The 20,879-nt window shown below is 45.5% G+C and carries 19 protein-coding genes and 1 pseudogene; 9 read left to right on the top strand and 11 right to left on the bottom strand.

What is annotated here, in order from left to right; genetic code table 11:
- Positions 1–32: 32 nt before the first annotated feature.
- Positions 33–1,031 carry an adenosine deaminase gene (gene add / locus NHN17_RS19150; RefSeq protein ID WP_017631457.1) on the bottom strand — a complete coding sequence of 333 codons (999 nt, stop codon included), beginning with the start codon at positions 1,029–1,031 and terminating at the stop codon, positions 33–35.
- 120 nt (positions 1,032–1,151) lie between these two features.
- Here add and NHN17_RS19145 point away from each other — a divergent pair, with 120 nt between their 5' ends.
- The gene (locus tag NHN17_RS19145; protein ID WP_255044235.1) at positions 1,152–2,087 is read left to right on the top strand and encodes a LysR substrate-binding domain-containing protein; all 936 of its coding nucleotides are present in this window, start codon (positions 1,152–1,154) and stop codon (positions 2,085–2,087) included.
- Between the two features lie 136 nt (positions 2,088–2,223).
- Positions 2,224–3,675 carry a glutathione synthase gene (locus tag NHN17_RS19140; RefSeq protein ID WP_255044234.1) on the top strand — a complete coding sequence of 484 codons (1,452 nt, stop codon included), beginning with the start codon at positions 2,224–2,226 and terminating at the stop codon, positions 3,673–3,675.
- Positions 3,676–3,763: 88 nt separating this feature from the next.
- Here the strand turns inward: NHN17_RS19140 and NHN17_RS19135 are convergent, their stop codons facing one another.
- Positions 3,764–4,537 (bottom strand): AraC family transcriptional regulator, encoded by a 774-nt coding sequence (locus tag NHN17_RS19135; RefSeq protein ID WP_255044233.1) that lies wholly within the window; start codon positions 4,535–4,537, stop codon positions 3,764–3,766.
- Between the two features lie 97 nt (positions 4,538–4,634).
- On the opposite strand from NHN17_RS19135, the gene NHN17_RS19130 reads away from it, so the two are divergent.
- The 4 genes from NHN17_RS19130 (at position 4,635) to NHN17_RS19115 (ending at position 8,860) form a co-directional block, all read left to right on the top strand.
- Positions 4,635–5,756: a multidrug effflux MFS transporter gene (locus NHN17_RS19130; RefSeq protein WP_239847546.1), complete on the top strand. Its 1,122-nt coding sequence runs from the start codon at positions 4,635–4,637 to the stop codon at positions 5,754–5,756.
- A 168-nt stretch (positions 5,757–5,924) separates the two neighbouring features.
- Complete coding sequence (locus NHN17_RS19125) at positions 5,925–6,443, top strand: TetR/AcrR family transcriptional regulator (protein ID WP_255044232.1); 519 nt, start codon at positions 5,925–5,927, stop codon at positions 6,441–6,443.
- Positions 6,440–7,495, top strand: a complete 1,056-nt coding sequence (locus tag NHN17_RS19120; RefSeq protein ID WP_255044231.1) for an alcohol dehydrogenase family protein — start codon at positions 6,440–6,442, stop codon at positions 7,493–7,495. The genes NHN17_RS19125 and NHN17_RS19120 overlap by 4 nt, the downstream gene beginning before the upstream one ends.
- A gap of 234 nt (positions 7,496–7,729) precedes the next feature.
- A complete protein-coding gene (locus NHN17_RS19115) occupies positions 7,730–8,860 on the top strand; it encodes an HDOD domain-containing protein (protein ID WP_255044230.1) in 1,131 nt (376 codons plus the stop codon).
- Between the two features lie 160 nt (positions 8,861–9,020).
- On the opposite strand, the gene NHN17_RS19110 is transcribed toward NHN17_RS19115, so the two are convergent.
- From NHN17_RS19110 to NHN17_RS19095, 4 genes are all read right to left on the bottom strand, one after another.
- A complete protein-coding gene (locus NHN17_RS19110; RefSeq protein ID WP_255044229.1) occupies positions 9,021–9,419 on the bottom strand; it encodes a DUF1090 domain-containing protein in 399 nt (132 codons plus the stop codon).
- Positions 9,420–9,555: 136 nt separating this feature from the next.
- Positions 9,556–11,061: an SgrR family transcriptional regulator gene (locus NHN17_RS19105; RefSeq protein ID WP_255044228.1), complete on the bottom strand. Its 1,506-nt coding sequence runs from the start codon at positions 11,059–11,061 to the stop codon at positions 9,556–9,558.
- A gap of 9 nt (positions 11,062–11,070) precedes the next feature.
- The gene (locus NHN17_RS19100) at positions 11,071–12,081 is read right to left on the bottom strand and encodes a Gfo/Idh/MocA family protein (RefSeq protein ID WP_255044227.1); all 1,011 of its coding nucleotides are present in this window, start codon (positions 12,079–12,081) and stop codon (positions 11,071–11,073) included.
- Positions 12,082–12,198: 117 nt separating this feature from the next.
- Complete coding sequence (locus NHN17_RS19095) at positions 12,199–13,098, bottom strand: homocysteine S-methyltransferase family protein (RefSeq protein ID WP_255044226.1); 900 nt, start codon at positions 13,096–13,098, stop codon at positions 12,199–12,201.
- Positions 13,099–13,338: 240 nt separating this feature from the next.
- On the opposite strand from NHN17_RS19095, the gene NHN17_RS19090 reads away from it, so the two are divergent.
- Positions 13,339–14,040: a lipoate--protein ligase family protein gene (locus tag NHN17_RS19090; RefSeq protein WP_255044225.1), complete on the top strand. Its 702-nt coding sequence runs from the start codon at positions 13,339–13,341 to the stop codon at positions 14,038–14,040.
- A gap of 57 nt (positions 14,041–14,097) precedes the next feature.
- On the opposite strand, the gene NHN17_RS19085 is transcribed toward NHN17_RS19090, so the two are convergent.
- Positions 14,098–14,499: an SAM-dependent methyltransferase gene (locus NHN17_RS19085; RefSeq protein WP_255044224.1), complete on the bottom strand. Its 402-nt coding sequence runs from the start codon at positions 14,497–14,499 to the stop codon at positions 14,098–14,100.
- A 9-nt stretch (positions 14,500–14,508) separates the two neighbouring features.
- On the bottom strand, positions 14,509–15,399 hold the full coding sequence (locus NHN17_RS19080; protein WP_255044223.1) for a DMT family transporter: 891 nt from the start codon (positions 15,397–15,399) through the stop codon (positions 14,509–14,511).
- A 119-nt stretch (positions 15,400–15,518) separates the two neighbouring features.
- Between NHN17_RS19080 and NHN17_RS19075 the strand changes: the two genes are divergently transcribed.
- A complete protein-coding gene (locus NHN17_RS19075; protein ID WP_255044222.1) occupies positions 15,519–16,103 on the top strand; it encodes a TetR/AcrR family transcriptional regulator in 585 nt (194 codons plus the stop codon).
- A gap of 126 nt (positions 16,104–16,229) precedes the next feature.
- Here the strand turns inward: NHN17_RS19075 and NHN17_RS19070 are convergent, their stop codons facing one another.
- The 3 genes and pseudogenes from NHN17_RS19070 to NHN17_RS19060 all read right to left on the bottom strand — a co-directional run bounded on the left by NHN17_RS19070 (position 16,230) and on the right by NHN17_RS19060 (position 19,178).
- Positions 16,230–17,105: a radical SAM protein gene (locus NHN17_RS19070; protein ID WP_255044221.1), complete on the bottom strand. Its 876-nt coding sequence runs from the start codon at positions 17,103–17,105 to the stop codon at positions 16,230–16,232.
- A 218-nt stretch (positions 17,106–17,323) separates the two neighbouring features.
- The gene (locus NHN17_RS19065; protein ID WP_255044220.1) at positions 17,324–18,160 is read right to left on the bottom strand and encodes an SDR family NAD(P)-dependent oxidoreductase; all 837 of its coding nucleotides are present in this window, start codon (positions 18,158–18,160) and stop codon (positions 17,324–17,326) included.
- 172 nt (positions 18,161–18,332) lie between these two features.
- Positions 18,333–19,178: pseudogene (locus NHN17_RS19060) on the bottom strand (enoyl-CoA hydratase/isomerase family protein).
- A gap of 329 nt (positions 19,179–19,507) precedes the next feature.
- On the opposite strand from NHN17_RS19060, the gene NHN17_RS19055 reads away from it, so the two are divergent.
- Positions 19,508–20,842 (top strand): MATE family efflux transporter, encoded by a 1,335-nt coding sequence (locus NHN17_RS19055; protein ID WP_255044219.1) that lies wholly within the window; start codon positions 19,508–19,510, stop codon positions 20,840–20,842.
- Positions 20,843–20,879: the final 37 nt, after the last annotated feature.

The raw sequence follows: 20,879 nt of genomic DNA, 5'->3' as shown, positions 1-20,879 counted from the left end.
CAGCTATTCAGCAAAAGGCGTGCTTTGCCAAATTAGATTTGCTCAACAAAACCCATTAGGTGCTGTTTCACTTCATCTGAAGCAAAGGCGCTCTCTACAGAGTACTTGTAGATTTCAGCGTAATCTTCTTTTGTTAGGCCGAATGTTTCACACACACGCTTCACTTCGTTAGTCATGGTTGTGTTCGACACAGTGCGGTTGTCTGTGTTGATCGTTACAACGATGCCGTCTTTCTTGAATTCAGCAATTGGGTGGTCGCTGAATTGGTGAATACACTTAGTTTGAACGTTACTTGTAGGGCAAGTCTCGAGTGCAACCTGCTTCTCTTTAACGATGTTGTACGCATCTTCGTTGCCTTGGATGTGAACACCGTGACCAATACGCTCAGCGTCTAGCATAGTTACTGCATCGTAAACGTTCTGACCATGCCATTGCTCACCAGCGTGAACCGTCACACGGTAGCCTTGTTCGATCGCGTATTGCGTGTATTCAGGGAATTCTGCGCAGAAGCCTGGCTTTTCACCACCTGCGATATCAAACGCAACAACACCTTTACCAAGGTAAGGTTTACCTGCGTCGATCACGTCTTTGATAGAGTCTTTAGGGAACATACGCAGTACAGACATGATGTAGTTGCCCTTGATGTCGTATTTCTCTTCTGCACGTTTCATGCCTTTTACTGCACTTGCAATGATCGTATCAAGAGACAGACCTTTGTTTACGTGCAGGATTGGCGCAAAGCGAACTTCTAGGTACTTAACGTTTTCTAGTGCTGCGTCTTCGTAAAGCTCAAAAGAGATACGTTCAATTGCTTCTTCAGTCTGCATTACTTGCAAGGGCAGGCTGAAACAAGCTAGGTACTCATCTAGGTTTTTGCAATCTTCTGGCACAGTTAGAGATTGAACAACCGCATCGCGATCTTCAGGTAGTTCGATATTGTACTGTTTTGCTAGGTCAATAATCGTATCTGGGCGAACACTTCCGTCTAGGTGGCAGTGTAAATCAATCTTTGGTAGTGCTAGAAAATCCATGAGTATTCCTTAATTCTATTATTCTTTGAGCGTGTTAACTCACATGCGCTAAATTTACCAAGACCATGATATGATTTAAAGTGACAATTAATCATCATTAACCTGAATTTAGGGAATATCATGGTAGATGTTAAAAGCTTACTTAAATGCGATATGAATTTGCTGCTTTGTTTACACGTTCTGATTGAAGAACGAAGCGTGAGTAAAACGGCAGAACGACTCTTTTTGAGCCAGTCTGCGGTAAGTAAACAGCTCACCAAGCTCAGAGCTTTGTTTGATGATCCGCTGTTTGAACGCGAATCCAAGGGGCTATTCCCAACCCCCAAAGCACTCGCATTAGCACCTAAGATCCACCAAATCTTGCTGCAGATCGAAAAGCTGACCGTTCCCGAAGTTTTCGACCCTAAAGACAGTGAGCGTACCTTCACTATAGACCTTGTCGAAACTGCCTACACGGCGATTTATCCGCATTTTATGCCGACAGCGCTTGCCGATGCGCCTAACATTACTATCAACAGTTCAACGTGGAGCAGTGACAGCTTCAAGCGCTTGCTCAAGCGAGAGGTGGATTTTGGCATTGGTATTTTCGAGTTGGATGAACGTGCCTCAACCCACGTGCAATGTATCCCTGATGAATTGGATTATGTTGAGCTGTGTTTGGATTATTCGGTTTGTTTGATGCGTAATGATCACCCCGCTTTGCAAGAAGAATGGAATCTCGACACCTTCCTGAAATATCGACACATACAGTTGGTGACGGGCGGAGCGGGCGACTGGCTATTGATGGAAGTGCTGAATTCTAAGCAGCTTGAGATCAACAAAGCCGCTAACGTGTCAGACATCACCAGTGCCATCAAATTGTGTAAGCAGAGCGATTTGTTAATGTGTTATCCGTACAACTCGGTACGCGATTACATTGATAGCGGCGAGTTGGTGATGAAGCCGGTTCCGGTCGATTTGGTGCCAGGAGGCTTGTTCTTGCTGTGGCACAAATATTTCGATTCAGAGCCGAGCCACAAATGGTTACGTGATTTGATCATCGAACAGACTCGATAGCTGAGATGTTTCAGCTATATAAGCCCTTGAAATAAAGAACAAACGTAATTATTTGATAAAAAGTTTCACTTTATCTCGTCTTTTGGGATTAAGCTTCGTCTTATTCTGGGTGCTATTTTTATTTGTAAGATGAGATATGACAATTCCACCGTTATCACAACAGATTATTGAAGATGCATGTGAGTGGGCGATCATGCACGGCGTTGCGTTCCGCCAGTCAGATAATACCGCTAGGCATTGTCCTTTCAGTATTGCGCCAATGACAATGGAACGTGAGGTTTATGAACACTTGCGCCGAGTGACTCCGCTTATCACTAAGCTGATCAGCAACGTATCGGAAGATCATGATTTTCTGCAGTCCTCATTGAGTGATATGGCGCAAGCCGATCCATTTTTTGGTCGCTTGATGGCTCTTCATCAACAAGCTCATGGCTGTGCAGATGAACGCTTGAACCCGGCTCGTCAGCCATTGCTATTGATGCGAGCCGATTTTATGGACGATCGCCAACATGGCGCAAAAGTGATTGAATTCAATGGTATTGCTGCAGGTATGGCGCCTTTTGGTCAACGAGCAACAGAATTTCACTCGTTCATGCAAAACCAATGGCCAGAAACGTACAAGAACTGGCTAGAAGATCAGTCGGCAACACCTGCAGAGAACCAAGGTTTAACCCAGCTAGCTTATGGTATTGCAACGACTGCGAGACAAGTGAGAGCGGACTTCAATGAGCAAGGCAAACCAGTTTTTTTGATGGTAGTGCAGAAGAACGAAGACAACGTGTATGACCAGCACTTACTTGAAGTCGAGCTACAAAAACAGGGCGTTCGCACGGTTCGCCGTACCTTCGAACAATTGAGCTCTCAGTTTTCAACGGGCGATAACCAACGCCTATTACTGCAAGATATAGGCGCAGTCGATGTTGTGTACCTAAGAGCGGGTTATCAGTATTCAGACTACTGGGCCCCCGAGCTTAATGAATCAATTTGTTGCCACACGCTAAGTCAGACGCGTTTGTTCATAGAACAACACCATGTCGCTGTGAACGCCACCTTCAGCCAACAGTTAGCAACCAGTAAAACCATGCAAATGCTGCTGACCATGATGCCTGCATCAGAATACGCACGCTGGGGTCTAACGCTAGAAGAAGCCGAATTGGTGAAGAGTGTTTTAGCTGACATGAAGCCAATCACCAGTGAGTCGATTGAATGGTTCAACACGCAAGCGAATAAGCAAGAATGGGTGCTAAAAAACCAAGGTGAGGGCGGTGGCCATTGTGTATTCGGCGACGATATCAGCGAGCAACTAAGCCAGCTTAAGCCAGAAGAGTACGACGCATGGGCACTGATGCAGCGCTTGTACCCACATGAGCGTGACGTACCAACTATTGCAGTGCGCGACACTCAACAAACACTCGTAACCGACTTAGTCAGCGAAGTCGGTCTATTCACCGCTTACTATCAAGGTAAGCCAGTTACTGAACTGGACGGTTACGCGGGATACTTGATTCGCAGTAAGCCAGCCAGCGAAAACGAAGGTGGAATCCACAGCGGCAAAGGCATTCTAGATTCGTTGGTGTTGATTGATTAACTTAATATCTCTAAATAAAAACCAGAACCCAAGTTCTGGTTTTTTTGTATCTGAGCTAAGTGAAATCAAAGAGTTTGGATTACGACTATCACGCTCCTAACTTGGTAAAAGCCAATGGTGTTTGTCCGGTTTGTTGCTTGAAAAAGGCAATAAATGCGCTGTTGGATGAGAACTCTAACTGGTGAGCTACATCGCCGACTTGTCGGTTCTCTGATAACAATTCAATTGCTTTAAATAAGCGCCACTGTTGTCGCCATTCTTGATAGCTCATGCCTGTTTCGGCTTTGAACAATCGAGTAATCGTTTTGGTGCTTGCGCCAACAGAGTTCGCTAATGTCGATAATGCAGGGGCGAGAAAAGAGGCGGTTCGAACTTGCTTGCAAAAGCTTTTAAAGCGGCGATCTGTCGGTAGCGGCAAGATGAACGAATGCTGATTGGCGCTGTAAAACTCTTCCCAGAATAGGTTGGCGGTGTTGGTGGTTTGTTCTGGTGCGATGTTCCAATCCCAAAAGGCCATCTTATTGATCAGCGCCTTCAAAAGCTCGTTCACTTCCACAATCTCAATGACCTCTGGGCAGGTGTAAATACTGCTATCGAAATAGAGCGAGCGATAGGCGACCACGTTAGTCATCTGGGCTCGATGCTTGGTATAGGGTGGGATCCACACGGCTTTGGTCGGCGGTAAAATGCAAAGGGCGTTCTCTAAGGTCAAGGTGATGCAGCCTTGTGGAGCATACAGAAGTTGCCCTTTAACGTGGTGATGTATGCCCGAGTCATGTTTGCCTAGCTCTGCGGCAATGCCAATGACAGGCGCGGGTAAGCTGTCTGCATCAAACTCAATAGTCTCACTAATTAATGCCATCTGTCTCAATCTTGTTGTTTTTGGTTTGAATGTTGTTAACGAGCCGAGGTTAGTTTCCTCTAGACTTCGCGTCAAGTTCACTGGTCTTGGAAAAATGATGAAAACAAAACCTTCTTTATGGCAAATGGTGCTGCTGTTGATGTTCCCTCAAATCGCAGAAACCATCTATAGCCCGACTCTGGATTCAATATCGAAATCCTTTGATGTCAGCTATACACAAGCTGCTCAAACCCTATCGATTTACTTCTCTGCATTTGCGGTGGGTGTAGTGGTATGGGGCGTGTTAGCGGATAAATGGGGACGTCGCCCTACTATGTTATTGGGGATGGGGTTATTCGCCTGTTCAGCACTCATTGCCATGCAAACCGACAGTTTTACGTGGTTGATGATAGCAAGAGCAATGGGCGCTTTTGGACTGGCAGTTGGCTCTGTCGTCACTCAAACCATGCTTCGAGATGCCTTTAGCGGAACAGAGCTAGCCAAGGTGTTTGGTTACATGGGCATGGGGTTGTCGATTAGCCCAATCATCGGGTTGCTACTTGGTGGTCAATTAAGCCAAGCAGGCGGGCATCAATATGTGTTTATTGCCCTATTTATTATGGTATTAGCGTTGCTGATACATAGCTTATGGTCACTGCCCGAAACACAGCAATCTAAGCAGCCGTTGCAATTAAAATCGCTCAGTATTCACATGATTACAGACAGCGGTATTTGGCTATCTGCACTGCTTGTTGCGTCATTCAACATTGCGCTGTTCTCGTATTACCAACTGGGTTCATTCACCTTTTTACAGCTTGGATTCAGCATCGAGCAGTTTGGTTATAGTGGCGTCGTGCTTGGGTTCGGAACCTTGTTAGGAAGCTTGGTTAATAAAGCGCTATTGAAACGACAAGTATCATCAATCTCTTTGATTGGCTTAGCGGCAGGGCTCCAAACATTAGGTGCGGTGGGTGTGTATTTCTCACAACACACGATCTGGTTCTTGCTTCCGATGATGTTGGTGGTTATGGCGTTTGGAATCGCGATCCCTAATGTATTGAGCCGAGCGTTGGTGCGCTATCAATCTCAAGCAGGAAGTGCAGGCGCACTGTTTGGTTTGATGTATTACACCTTGATTGGTTCGGGGCTTGCTTTAGCGGGAATGATTCAAGATCTAGGTGTTGTGTTGGTACTTTGTGGTGCGTTATCTGTGTTGGTGACGATACGCAGTAGACTCTAGCTTAAACGGTAAGTCCCTCATCTATATTGATAAATTCCGTACTCTAATGAGTGCGGAATTTTTCATTTTATTGATTCGTAAATCAGGATGTTGACATGGGTAGAGTGATCGTTCTACTCTGTAAGTAGAACAATCATTCTACCCATCGTCGGGTATTGAGAGAGCACTATGTTGAGAGAACAGATTGCAGCGAGCCTTGAAGTAGCGTTCAGCCAACAAGGTTTTGCTGAGCCGAGCGTTGCACAGCTGAAAACCGCGTGCGGTGTGAGCCTAAGAACCCTGTACAAACACTTCCCTTCAAAAGAAGCGATGATTGTTGGTGCATTGGAATACCGACACCAACGCTATCTCGACTTCTTACTGGAGGCTTCACCAGAGGCTGGTTTGGAATCTGTCACTCATATCTTCAACAAGCTTCAACAATGGTTAGAAGAGTATGCGCCACATGGGTGTATGTCGATGAATGCGATTGCTGCGTTCCCAGATAATGAGCTTATTAACCAAGCGGTTACGCAGCATAAAGAACAAGTTCGTTTGCTTATAGGCAAGCAGAGCCTGCGAGATGAGCTCGCGACACCACTGTTTTTACTTCATGAAGGCGTATCAAGCGCGTGGCCAGTATTAGGCGAAGAAGCGGTGGCATCAGCACAGAATATGGTTACAAAATTACTCGAGGAAACACGATGAAATTCGAACTACCGAAAACAATGAAAGGCGTAGAGATGTTGGGTCACGGCGGAGCAGAAATGCTTGGCTACCGAGAAGGTATCGCTGTTCCTCAAATCGAACCTAATGAAGTGCTGATCAAAGTGATGGCGGCAGGCGTTAACAATACTGATATCAATACACGAATCGGTTGGTACTCAAAAAGTGACGACTCAGACGATGCAAGCTGGTCGGGTGAAGCGTTGAAATTCCCTCGTATCCAAGGTGCTGACGTGTGCGGTTTCATCGTGGCAGTGGGCAATGAAGTTTCTGCTGATCGTATTGGTGAGCGTGTGCTTATCGAACCTTGTTTAACAGAAGTGTACGGACGAGACCTGCCACAGCCATGGTATTTCGGTTCTGAGTGCGATGGTGGTTTTGCTGAATACACCAAAGTTGCAGCGAAACACGCTTATGCGGTGAATAGCACTATGTCGGATGTTGAGCTAGCGTCTTTCCCATGTTCTTACTCGACGGCAGAGAACATGCTGACTCGCGCGAATGTGGCTGAAGGTGAGCGCGTGCTTATTTCTGGCGCATCGGGCGGTGTGGGTTCGGCGGCGATTCAATTGGCGAAAGCGCGTGGTGCTTACGTGATTGCAATTACTAGCCCAAGCAAGAACCAACAGTTACTTGAATTAGGTGCTGATGAAGTGATTGCTCGTGATGCGGATTTGGTAAAAGCATTAGGTGTAAACAGTGTGCATGTGGTTATCGATTTGGTTGCCGGCGACAAGTGGCCAGAGTTTCTTGACGTCCTAAAACCGCATGGTCGTTATGCTGCCTCTGGTGCGATTGGCGGTGCGATGGTCGAGTTGGATGTTCGTACTCTGTACCTGAAAGACCTTAGCTTTTTTGGTTGCACGGTTTTAGAGCCGCAAGTATTCCAAAACCTGGTTAACCGCATTGAGAAACAGCAGATTGGTGCGATTGTCGCGGAGTCTTTCCCATTGGCTGACATTCATACTGCACAAGACGAGTTCTTGAAGAAAAAACACGTCGGCAAGATCGTACTAGAAGTAGCAGAGCTCTAATTTAGTCAGCTTCACGATTTAGATTTATGAAAGAGCGAGCAAGCATAATTTGCTCGCTCTTTTTGTTTCTGGCGAATACTGAAGGCTTGGCCTAACAAATCGTTGAGTAACAGATCCTATACAGCTGAAAGATTAATGATTCATTTATCACTGTATGGTTTATGAGTTGCCTGTGCGATAATCACCGCCGTTATATATCCCGATTTATGTTGTATTCATCTAGGAGCCGTATTGATGTTTAAAAGGGTATTACAGGCACTATTTTCCCCTTTCGTTACTAATCAAAGTAAACAAAGCCATTCTTCAAAAAGTGTCTCCCAACAAGCTACCTCGCAACAAATGACCTCTGAGCAGGAAAACGTTAAAGCAGAGCAAGCCATGCCTCGCTCTTCAATCTTTGTTCCGCCTTCGTCCGCTCAGCCATCATCACTCATTGTCGATAAAACGATAAGCCTTCACGATGGAGAGTTCCTTGATTATCTGTTTGGAGAATCACGTCTGAGAACAGAGTTAGACCCATTTAGTGATTTTGTGGCCTGCCAAATTGAACGTTTGATTCGTTCTCCGAAAGCGCTGCTAAATGAGTTGCCTGTTATGCCTGCCTCTGTCACAACATTAATGGGTGAACTACAGAGCGACGAGTTTGATGTCGAGGCACTGTTAAGGGTGATTGAGCGTGAGCCAAGCATGGCAGCCGATGTGATTAAACTGGCTAACAGCGCCTTCTACAAACGCAGTGAAAAACAAGTTACCGACTTAAAAACCGCTTTCCTAAACATGGGATCACAAGGGCTAATCGAAGGAGTGGTGAATTCTTACATGAAGAACTTTACGCCGGGAAATAACATTTACTGGCGTCATTTCGGTGAGAAAATTTGGAATCACAGCATCCAAACTGCGTCTTTTTCTAAGGAGCTGATGAAAGAGTCACAAGCTCAAGAAGACCAAGCCACAGCCTACTTTGTTGGGTTGATTCGTAATCTAGGTAAGATGATCATCTTCCAAATGATGGTAGAAGCTTTTAAACATGTAGACCCTTCCGTTCCGCCGAATTCGTTGGCACTGAAGCGTTTGATGAACAGTTACTCCATTCGTTTGACTTACACCATTGCCAAGTTTTGGGAAATGCCGGAATCGGTGCTGACGGTGATTGGATACCAAGAATCGAGCCGATACCAATGCACACCGCTTGGCCAAGCCGTGTTTGAGGCTAACTACCTAAGTGAGCTGAAATACTTATTGGAAGAGCAGGCGATTGATATTGAGCAGTTTAAAGCTCGATGCAAAGAAATACTGATGTCACCATCGGCATTCAAAGTGGCTAACCGTATCTATAAAGAGTCTGAATTAGCATTGGCAGGATAAGCTGGTGGCTTAGGGCTTTGATACCCGGGAGTTGAGGCTTAGTTATGTTATTTCTAGACACTGTTTTTCAGCAGTAGATTGTAAATGGTCTTACGAATCAGTAAGACCATTTTTGTTTTTGGCTGACTGTATTTAGTTTTAAATTGATCGCAACAGCGGTTTAGGGGATTTCAGCCAGTTCCTGCTTTAAGCTATCAATATTGTGCAGTTCTTTGTCTATCTTGTGTTGGTATTTTTGGATCTTATCTACTTTGTCGTCTTGTTTAGCTTCTTCTAAGTCGGCTCTGTATTCAGCCAAATCTTCCTCATTGGATTCGATTTTTTCACGGAGGTCGTCTTTCAAGCCTTCGTTGGTGCAGTTCTCTTTCGCAGCTTTCAGTGCGGTGGTCAATCGCTCGACTTTGTACTGATTGTCGTACTGTTCTGCTTTCTTGATTTGGTATTCGATCTCGCAGAACTTCTTCTCACAGCCTGTGAGCGCGTTGCATTCAGTGCTTGCCATGCTGTTAAATGAAAATGCACAGAGAAACAGTATTGAGTCTTTTAGATGTCGATTCATGATTTACCTTCTAATGGGTCTATTGAATTTGAGTCGAGTTTCCATCGTAATTTAACACTCCCGTTGTTTGCTATTTGCAGAGGAGTGTTAAAGATAAGTCTTTGTGCCTGATGATTTATCTCTATCAAGGAGTGGTTCAGATATGACTAATCCATACCTTTTCGAGATCGCACCAACCGAATCCATTCACTTGAGCTCCTTGTATCTTTTCTGATACTTCCAAATTAAATGCCTCCTGTTTGAGCTCAACCACAATCCCGGTTTCATCGAGCCAGCGTCTAGTTTCTAACAGCATATTCATTGCTCGATCGAGGTCTGGCTCGTGTCTAATTGAGGATATCCCTTGCTCAATCGTATTTAGCGTCTCTGCGGCTAGCGATAAGTCTTCAAAAGGGAAACGAGTAAAGAAGCTCAACCATGAGGAGAAGGTGTCGTTTTCATCAATAATGCTGCAAAGCGTAATGTCTTTGGTCGCCGTGTAGCGTCCATATTCGATATTGGTTTTTTGATCGCCAGATACTGATAATTGCTCGAAAAGCGTTTGGCATTCAGAGGTGTCCTCAACAGTGAACTCACGAATGGTTTTCGACAACTTTGGGTTTTGAATCTTAAAGAAGGTTGACCCGCAATTCTGTAAAACTGAATCGCTCGCTCCACTCACCGTGACCGTTTTCTCTGGCATTTTGACGCACACTTGGTTTTGCGCACATGCCTTAGTTTGCGACCATTCAGGATAAACCCAAAGCTCGACTTGATTGAGAACCGGTGTGCTGTGTGAATAGGCGTTGTTGCGGTTTAACCTCAGCATTTTGCTTGAAAAGATGTCCAAAGCGAACGCACCGGAGCCGATAAGTTTATCTTCTGATGTGTGCTCAAATATCGAAGCCTCAGCTCTAGCCAGTAATCTAGGAAAATGCCAATCAGGCTCGCTCAGAGTCACTTTGATCACATCGCCAGTGACAGCCGACACTTCAACAATATGTTGATAGCATCGACGCCAGAGTTTGCTCTTAGAGAGCAAGGAGAGACAGCGCACGATGTCTTGGACTTCAAGCGTTCGACCACTATGGAATTGAACACCATTACGAACTTGGAAATACCAAACGGTAGCATCTTCATTAGACTGCCAATGATAAGCCAAATCACCAGTCAGCTTCCCTTGTTGAATTGCAGTGAGGCGTTGGCAAATCTGCATCACTAAGAAACGTTCAGTACGTCTCAGTACATGCTGAGGGTGGAGTGTCTCCAGCTCTCGGTGAAAGGGAATGTATGCGACATTCTGTGTTGTTCGATTGTTGCTGCTCAAAAAGGCTTGTAACTCAGCGCCAGCGTTGCGGCCATTGAAGCTTAAGGTGTTAAACACCTGCTCAATATGGCCTGAATCTGCTTGGCTTTGGGCGTATTGGTAACACGCTTCCATCGGCTCAATCAGACACGTAAGCTGCGCCTTTTTGTTGCGCCCCGAACTGGCTTGCCATTCAATCCAGCCTTGCGCTGTCATTGCTTTTAATAGAGTTTGAACGTGACGCTCACTCACATGCAGTAATGCTGCCAATTGGCTGACTTGGCAGCGCGACATTCCAGGCCCAAAAGCCTGAAATATCTTTTCGTACAGTTCAAGCTTGCGCTTAAGGTTGCCCAATTCGAAGTCCTAAATGTTAGGTTGAGTTAAGTGTTGGTAGTCTGCATCAATGAGTGCTTTCTCCATGGTATCCAGCACCTGAGCACTTACCTCTGAGCTTAGGATATCAGACTGCGTTTTTCCCTCTAACACCAGCTGTGAGAAGTGATCGATTTGATATTCGAACCCATTGCCTTGAATTGGGTGCTCGATGGTGAAGGCTTCACTCTGATATTCGACCTCGATGTAGGCAGGGTTCCACCATTTTTCTTGAATTGTAATGGTGACATCTGGACCAGTTAATCGCGCTGCGCGTGGCAGGTTATGTACCGTTGAGGCTGATATGGTGGCGTTGATCTCGCCGGAAAACTGAAAGCAGGAATCGGTATCAACGTTCGACCCCTCATAAAGGCTCGACATCTTTACTTGAGGGCTGGAAGGTGTAACTCCAAGCGTGCGGCATAAATCGTAGAAAAACCACAGTCCGTAGACGCCAACATCGAGCGTTGCTCCACCTGCTAAGTCCGGGTTGAAGATAAACAAATCAGGGTCATAATCGTGATGGTTACCAAAGCTAGCTTCTACCGAATCAATCTTAATCTTGTTGTTGGCTAAGAATGACGTGAGCTCTCGATAAGCAGGGAACACGACGGTCTTCATCGCTTCTAGCAACATCACACCGTTTTGTTCTGCGAGGGCTTTCATCTCCAGCCAATCGCCAAGGTTGGTGAAGGCTGGCTTTTCTACCAGTACGTGTTTTTTATGGCTTAGAAACAGTTCAGCCAAAGGCTTGTGATAAGGATGAACCGTGGCGATGTACACCGCTTGAACATCTGGATCATGCGCCATGGCGTCATAAGATCCATAAGCCTTGTCGCAACCAAATTTATCAGCAAACACAGAGGCTCTTGAGTGATCTCGTGCTGACACTGCGTAGAGTTCGCCGTATGAGCAGTGCTTGGTGAGTGCGGTCGCAAAGCGGTTAGCGATGTTACCTAATCCAGCGATGCCCCATTTAATCTTGCGTTGCGTGTTGCTCATTACTTACTCCAAATCTCTGCTTTGTAATAAGTGTACTTAGAGTTGCCCAATACAAATAGAGAACAGATTTCTCAACCTGTTCTCTATTTTTAATAAGCTTGCTTTAGCCGTGCATGACTAGCCGCGTATCGAACGCTTCCAGTCAGCCAAGGCCTGAATGTGTTTTGGCCCAATACCGCAGCAACCACCGACAATATTGGCACCCAATGCGTACCAGCGTTTTGCGTAAGCTAAGTAACCTTGGCCATCTAACTCGCGCATCTCTTGAAGCATATCGTTCGCTTCATGTTCACTGCTGATTGGCGCAAAGTTATTGGCGTAGACACCGATGTCTAGGTCGCAGCCTAATTCATCAATCACTTGTTTAGCATCGATGATGGCTTGGTCCATCACTTCCGGTACCGAGCAGTTAAACATAATGCCTTTCGCGTTAGATTGGCAGGCAAGCTTGATGGCGTCTGTTACGCTCTCACCAGAACGAATGTTGGCAGAGTCACCCTTGGTGTCTTCTAAACTGAATGCGTAGTAACACGGCTTATCGGATTGCTTAAGTACCGCATGAATGGATTCGAATTCTTGCAGGCTGCAGATGGTTTCGGCAATCCAAAGGTCGATGTTTGGATCTTGTGCATCGTAAAGGGTTTGAATGATTGGTGCTGCTTCTTCTACCTTGAACAAGTCTGGTCGGTAGCTGCCAAACGGTGGCGGAATCGCACCAGCAACTTTAACTGTGTGAGGGGCATTGTCAGCAACCGCCTTAGCCAGTTCACCAGATAGCGCCGCTAGCTCAAAGCCTCGTTGTTCAAAGAGGTCTTCACCTAAGTGAAAAGGGACACACGCATAGCTGTTTGTTATCAGGATTTCAGCACCTGCATCGACAAAGTTTTGATGCGCTTGGCTGACGAAATCGGGTGCTTCGATTAGTGCTTGAGCGCTCCAAAGCGGTTGAGAAAATGGGGCGCCAATTTCTTTGAGTTCTCGGCCCATGCCGCCATCAAGTATGGTTAGTGTTTTCATATTCAATACTATCTAAACAATTGCTGAAGTTCTGCCGCCACCATATCAGACAACCTTGTTAGACAGAAGCCATCAAAGTGGAAGTGATTTAACCAAATCAGTGTATATCAATAACCAAAGGAAAAGGGTTGGAGAGGTAATTGGTGCTATGCTGCATTGGGTTTTAGAGATATGTTTGTCTCACTAACCACCCCAGAACGCTAAATACTAAGTCACCACAATCTGTAGAGGAAAAGTGCATTGAAGTTAACGAATAAACTCGTACGTTACCCGCACATTGATGTTGATCGTGCGTTTGAAAAAGAAGATGAGCTATTGCAGCAAATACAGGCTGGTGAGATTGGGCAAGCCTTAATGTTGTGGCAAGCTAAAACGCCAACACTCGTTTTGCCTGCAGGTAAAAAGTGGCCAGTGACGATAGAGTCTAGAAAGCAACTCGAGTCACAAGGCTGGCTACTCTCTTCGCGTAAAACGGGTGGCGCTCCCGTTCCACAGTTGCCGGGTGTCATTAACCTATCGCACATTTACCATTGGCCTCGTGATGAAGCTTACAACATCCAAAAAGCGTATCTGCATTTATGTGATGTTTTAACTCAGTTTTTTAAAGAGTTAGGCGTTGATGTGGATGTACACGCAACCCCCGGTTCCTATTGTGATGGCGACTACAACCTCAATATCAATAAACAAAAAATAGTGGGCACTGCTCAGCGTGTTTTGTTGAAACGAGGGGGCGGTCAAATAGTACTTTCGCAAGCTTGTATCTTATTAGATGCGGACTTAGAGCACATCGTTGCTCCCGTGAACTTTTACAATCAAATCTGCGATAACCCAACCGTGGTAGAGCCGCACGTTCATACTCTGTTGTCCGCACATTTGACGAGCCTCCCCAACGTAGACTCGCTCTTTCAGCAGTTAAGCCAAGCCTTTATCAAGCACGCGTAGTGTGAGTTTTTTGCGAACGCCCTGTTTATTGTTAGTTCAGGGCGAGCAATTCATGGCTTAACGTTTCTCTTTATAGATCGCAGGCTTAATATCCAATAGTGGTGTGTTGTTCAAGCAATCTAAACCTCTCACGGTTACTGTGCCATTCTCTATTTTGTCAATCGGCAGCACAGCCGCACCGATTGGGTTTGGCCTGTGGGGTGAGCGCAGTGCGAAAGTCCCTTTGGTTGGTGCATATTCGTCCCAGCTTTGTATCAGTTCATCTCGATTAGCGTCTTCTAACCAATACAAGATCAAGATTTGCTCGCCATTGTGTAAGCCCAGTAAACCTTGTTGGAACTCAGCGTCTAATTTGATTTCGCATATCGGCCCGATGTCCGGTTGAATGTTGTTTGGGCAATCAGCAACCGAGTGGTACGGCGTGGTAACTCGGCCTATAAATTTCAGTTCTGCAGACATGTTTAGCTCCTATTTGTTATCATTTTTCATGGTCACGAAGGTGTAGATAAAAATCGTAATTAGAATCACCACACCACCAATAATGCTGGTCATTGGCGGGATCTCGGTGAAGAAGATAAACGCCCAGACAGGAGCTAACACCGTCTCCAACATCAGAGTCATTGATACTTCGGGAGCGGTAATGTGGCGAGTGGCAACCATGGAAAGTACACGTCCAACGGGGGCGGTAAACAAGCCCATCATGCCCATGATTAACCACGTTTCAACGCTATAGCTTGATGGTGTTGCAAAGAAAAACATCACCATCGCCAGTAATAAGCCACCTAAGCCAACGCTCGCCAATCGGCTGACATTTTGATGTTTACGCAGCAAGGTAAACATCATTGAAAGGCAGATCACTGCAAATACCGCTAAAGCATCGCCTATCCAATTACCCGAAGAAAACGAACCTGAAACGACAATCGTAATGCCGATCATCACGGCCACAATCGCAATTAAGGTTGAGCGGCTGGTGGCTTCTTTCAAGATCAACCAACTGAAAATAGCCGCCACAGCAGGAGCAGCACTGAGGATCACAAAGGTATTAGCGATCGAAGTCATCTTGATGCTGAACACCAAGCCCGATGCACTGCCGAGCATAAGCCCGCCCGCCGCCAATAGTGGCCAACCGCTCTGAATCACAGCTTTTCGGATGCCACGTTTGTCGTTGAACTTAAGCAAGATCGGCATCGATATTGCGCTGAATAAGCCAAACAAGAAGGCCGTGTCGAAGCCGCTTACGCCAGCATAGCGAATGAATATCGGATCAATACTCATTAATACAGCGCCTGCAATTGCGAGGGTGAAGCCGAAGGTTCGTGTGTTTCTTACTTCATTTTTCGGGAGGTTAATTGTCGTCATTTCTCTATCCAATTTTTCATTATCAATAAATCATACTAGAGAGTATGATTTTCAAAATTGGTTGAGTCAATACAAATCATACTTTAAAGTATGATCTCTGTTTTGAGGTGGATGAAGTAATGAGCAAGATTGAGCAGAACAAAGAGAAGAAACGACTCGCGATTTTGAAAGCGGCTAAAGATATATTCTTAGCAGAAGGCTATGTGCAGACCAGCATGGATAGAGTTGCCAGCGAAGCGAAAATGACCAAGCAAACGCTCTATCGTTATTTCTCGTCTAAGGATGTGTTGTTTGAAGCGACCTTGAGACAAATGGGCAGCCAAACGGACGATAAGTTGGTGGTACATTTGCAACAGGAAAATACTCGACAAGCCTTGGTGGGTTTCGCAAAAGACTTTGTCGCGTTTCATCTCTCTAGTGAACACATTGCGACCTTCAAGCTGCTAATCGCAGAGGGCAGTAAGTCTCCCGAATTGGTCAGTCGTTTTATGGAGGTTGGCCCAGATGATACCGACCGAGTGCTGACGCAGTTTTTCAATGACCGATTCAATATTGAAGAGCCGAAAACCAAGATAAACCTGTGGCTTGGTATGGTAATGAGTATCAGAGATGGTGTGTTGATGGGAATGCCTGCACCAACAGAACAAGAGATTGAAGCACATGTTGAAGCGAGTACTGACTTGTTGTTAGCGGCTTTGGCTTAGGGCTGTGAACTTAAAAAGTAAGAGATACGTTAGGCGCTGCTGGACTTTGATTATTCCATAATATGGAGTGGCAACGCCTGTCGTTTAGTTTGTTAACGTTTATTCGTTATGAGTTAAATCGAGCGACTACCAAGCAAAGGTCTTAATTACGTTTTGCTTAGTGATCGGGTTATGTGCGATGTCTTGATTAATCTTATCAAGAAACGGTTTGCGCGCTTGAGGGAGCATGCCACGCATCGGCGAGATATTGTTCCCGTGATCGCCCCAGTAGTAACAATCGAAGTCCTCTAAGTTTTCGAGCAAGTACTTCTCTTCTTCTAGAATCTGCAATGGTGTTGGCAATACAAATTCGCCGCGCTGCACTTCTTTCTCTAATACTGAGCCCGGTTGAACCGCCAAAGCCATTGGTGCAATCGCATCTGGCTGCATGATGTTCAGCAAGCTGGTGGTATTAATCGCATGTTCTTTTGAACGTTCACGACCACCAAGGCCAAAGATAAACGAAGCCAGTACCTTGATGTCGGCTTCACGCGCTAGGTCCATGCCTTCAATAGCGTGCTCACGTGTCATGCGTTTTTTAATTCGGTCCAGAACAATAGGGTCACCTGACGCCAAGCCTGAATACGCCATGCTCAAACCTGCCGATTTGATCTCTTTCAGTTCCGATAAACTCTTACGACGGAAGTCGTTGAAGCCTGAATACAGAGAAATATTCTTGATCTCTGGGAAGGTGATTTTGATGTAATCCAGAATCGAAATCAGCATCTCGGTTCGGATTGCCATAACGTTGCCATCGACTAAAAAGATAGACTCTACATGCGGGTAGATCTTCCTCGCTGCATCAATATCTTCAAAGATGTCTTTGATGTCTCTTACTTTGAAACGCTTATCATCAAACATCGTGCAGAAGGTACATTGGTTGTTGCTGCATCCCAATGTTGTCTGGATTAGTACGCTCTCTGCTTCCATCCAAGGACGATAAACTTTGCCTTCAAAACGCATAAATGCTCCTCGGCCTTAGCCTGTATTGTTTCGACGGGGATAAGTCTAACAATCTGCATCTTGGGTGATAATTGGGCAAAGCAGGGAATCAGTATTAAAGAAATTTTAATAATCGAATGAGCACACAGTTCTTGATTTAAATGGAAGAACTGCGTGCTCGGATTAGGTGGTATTCGAGGCTATTTGTTGGGGCTATCTATCAACGTGTTAGCGGAGAGTTATGAGTGTGCGACGCACAACTTCTCTTCGAGTAACTGGTCAAGCACCGCGACCAGTTGTCGGTTTTTGGTAGGGTCTAATGCATCCGCGTGAGGGTCTTTGAATAACCCTGAATCATTATCAAAATATTTCCCAGAAGCGTTGGCAAATTCTTCTGACAGTGCAGCACGACAAAGAATATCTGCACCAATCGCCAGATCGTTACCATCAACGCCATAAGCATCTTTTACTAACTTGCTGCCGAGGAAGGAGGCTGGGTTTACAGGGATAACGGCGGGGTCATTCTCTAATCGAGAGTTAGATAAGGTGTTGGCTAATTCGATAGACCACATCGTCAGCGCAAGCTTACTTTGTGCGTAAACCGGACCATCCAGTTCGCCTGCATTTGGGCTTGTAAGTGAGTCTAAATCTACTGAGGATTGGGCTGCTGAAGATAGGTTTACGATACGACCTGTCGCATCAAAAAGAGGGAGCAGCTTCTGTGTTAGAAGATAGGGCGCAATGGTGTTCACTACAAATCGCACGTCAAGATTATCTGGAGTAGTCACTTCCGATACCTTGTAGACGCCAGCGTTGTTGATGAGTATATCGAGTCGCTTATGATTGCTTTTGATTTGGGTCGCGAGCTTATCGACATCGGAGAGCGTCGATAGGTCGGCGATGTAGCTTTCGATGATGGCGTTCTTAGACAGGCGAGATAAAGCCGTCACGACTTTGTGGACTTTGGCTGGGTTTCGGCCATGAATGAGAACGTGGTGTCCTTGCTGAGTCAGCGCTTTTGCGGTCTCTAAACCAATGCCATCTGTGGCTCCTGTGATCAGAATTATTTTTTGCATTTTTGATCCTTCAAAAAATAGTTTGAACAACGTTATAACAAAGATTAATGACACATAGTTGCATTTGGCTCACAGGCTTAAGACTCAAATGTGAGTCTATGGGACAAAAAATGGCTAATTTAAAGATAAATGGGTCAGTTTTCGGCTGACCCAAATATGGGAAGTGAACGAGCTATTTGATGTCTTGAACGTTCATAACCAGAGTTTCCCAGTTACGTTGGTTTTCGATATCGTGCTCTAAGCCTTGCTCATCGGCAATTTGGAAACGCTTAACCGCTGGGGTTTTGCTGGTTGCTTGGTACAGCCAGTATGCTTCCGCTTTTAGTGCTTCTTCGATAGGTTTGTCGATGGATTCGTACACCGCTTGCTTACATGCGTTGATCGATTCTGCTGGGAATTTTGAAATTCGTTTCGCTAGCGTATCAACGTATTCACCAATCTCATCCGGCTCTAAAGCCTTGTTGATGGTGCCGTACGCTTCCGCTTCATCGGCATCAAAATCTCGAGCACTTAGGATGATTTCGAGTGCACGACCTAAGCCAACTTGGCGAGCCATACGTGATGCACCACCACCACAAGGAAGGATGCCCATGCCCACTTCCATTTGCATAAATTTGTACTTACCACGAGCAGCGAATCGCATGTCACAAGCTAGTGCAAATTAATGACCTCCACCTCGTGCGAACCCTTCAAGCTTGGCAATGGTGGCTTGCGGTAGTTTGCTGATGCGCTCTAATACAGATTGCAGGTCGAGCAGTTTTGCTTCTTCACGAGACACAGCTTCTGTCGACATGTCTTTTAATAAATTGGTGTCGTAGTGACAGACCCAAATTTCAGGATTTGCTGATTGGAATACCACAACCTTGATGTCGCGGTCGCGCTCCAGTCTCATCGCTAAGCCATTTAAATCGGCAAGCATCTCTTGCCCTTGAACATTCACAGTACCGAAGTCAAAAGTGACGGTAAGAATCCCATCTTCGGCTTGAGCTTTAAACGTTGTATAACCTTGATATGCCATTTCCATATTCCTTCTGAAAGATTTCATTTCAGCCTATTCGGTGGTGAATGCGGCCTAAATTCAGGCTAGCTAGGAATGCTCAAACCAACAATTAACCATTAAACGAAACACTATTAACGAATTATTAAGAGTGATCTTTTGGTTGCTAAATTAAATAAATTCAAAGTGTTAAATGAGACTTGTTGTTTTGGCGATGCTTACCAATTCGATTGTTAACGAAAACTAAAAACTCATTCAGCCTTTAGCGCTCTTATTATTTCACTCTGGCTTCGTATACTGCTCAACTAGGCCATTAATGCCCCACACAACAGATGAGAGTGAACCGACCTATGTTGATGCGATCCGCGACTTTGAAAACCATTATTGATAAAACGCTGCCCCTGACGTTGGGTGTGTTTGCGATCATGATGGTGCAACTGGTCGACTCGATTTTTATCGGTCAATTAGGGGTGAATGAGTTAGCGGTTCACGGTATTACTTTGCCATTTCAGGCGGCATTTACGGGTGTTCAAGTAGGCATCGGTGTGGCAGCTACGTCTATTATTTCTCAAGCGGTGGGTGCAAAAGAACAGCGAAAATCGACCTCAATCGCCACGCTGTCAGTTGGCTTCGGCGTCACAATCATCGCCTTAATTTGTATCGGGTTAGTGGTTTTTGGTGACTCTGTTTTTGCATCGTTCGTTAATGATGTGTCTGAGGCGCAATACCAATCTATGTTGTCGACTTTTAACGTGTATTGGCCGCTGTGGTTGTTCAGTGCACTGACTGTCGCTGCGCTTTATTTGGCAACCTGTGTTTATCGAGCAAACGGTGATACCAAAACGACAGGCAGCATGTTTTTGGCAGCGAGTGTGATTAACCTGATTCTCGACCCTATTTTGATCTTTGGATTAGATATGGGCATTGCAGGCGCAGCGATTGCGTCCAGTATTGGTTACGCATTTGGTGCGATTTATATGTTGGTTAAATCACGAGGTAAAGGGTGGTTTGGCTTTAATGGTGCGTGCAACGACCAGATCAGAGGCTATAGCTTTGAGTTAATTAAGACGGTCATTCCTACCACGGCTAATCAGATTCTGCCTGCGGTAAGCGCATTCGTTTCTGTACTTTTGATTGCTCGAATTGGCACAAGCGAGATGGCTTTTTGGAGCCTATTAGCACGTGTTGAGAGCTTCATGTTGGTGTTTTCACTGGCACTGACTATGTCGATTCCTCCAATGATTGGTCGTTACTTAGGCGCGCAGCAGCGATGTAAAATTCCTGAGTTATTGAATACCACCGCTAAATTCCTATTAATTTTCCACACCGCGATGGCGATACTGCTGGCTATGTTTAGTGGTTGGATTATTCCTGTCATTTCAGAAGAGCAGAGCATTCGAAGCTGGTTTGAAGTGACCTTGTTGTTCATACCATTCAGCTATGGGCCTCTGGGGCTTTGCATGTTGGTAGCTTCGGTGTTTAACGCATTGGGTGTGCCTCGTAAAGCGTTGAGTGTGTCCTTCTCTCGCTTGTTTGTGTTCTACATTCCGGCGATATGGTTAGGGGCGCTAACCGGAGATATGGTCAATGCGGTTATCGCTGCGACCATTGCCAATGTTTTAGCGGGCGCTTTTGCATGGTTTAAGCTTAATGCCTATATACCCGTGATCATTGAAGGTGCTTGATTTTAGCCAAAATGAGGATCATGCTAGGTGATATGAA

The sequence above is a fragment of the Photobacterium pectinilyticum genome (assembly GCF_024357955.1).
Classification (GTDB): Bacteria; Pseudomonadota; Gammaproteobacteria; order Enterobacterales; family Vibrionaceae; genus Photobacterium; species Photobacterium pectinilyticum.
This window is presented reverse-complemented; position numbering and strand designations above follow the sequence as displayed.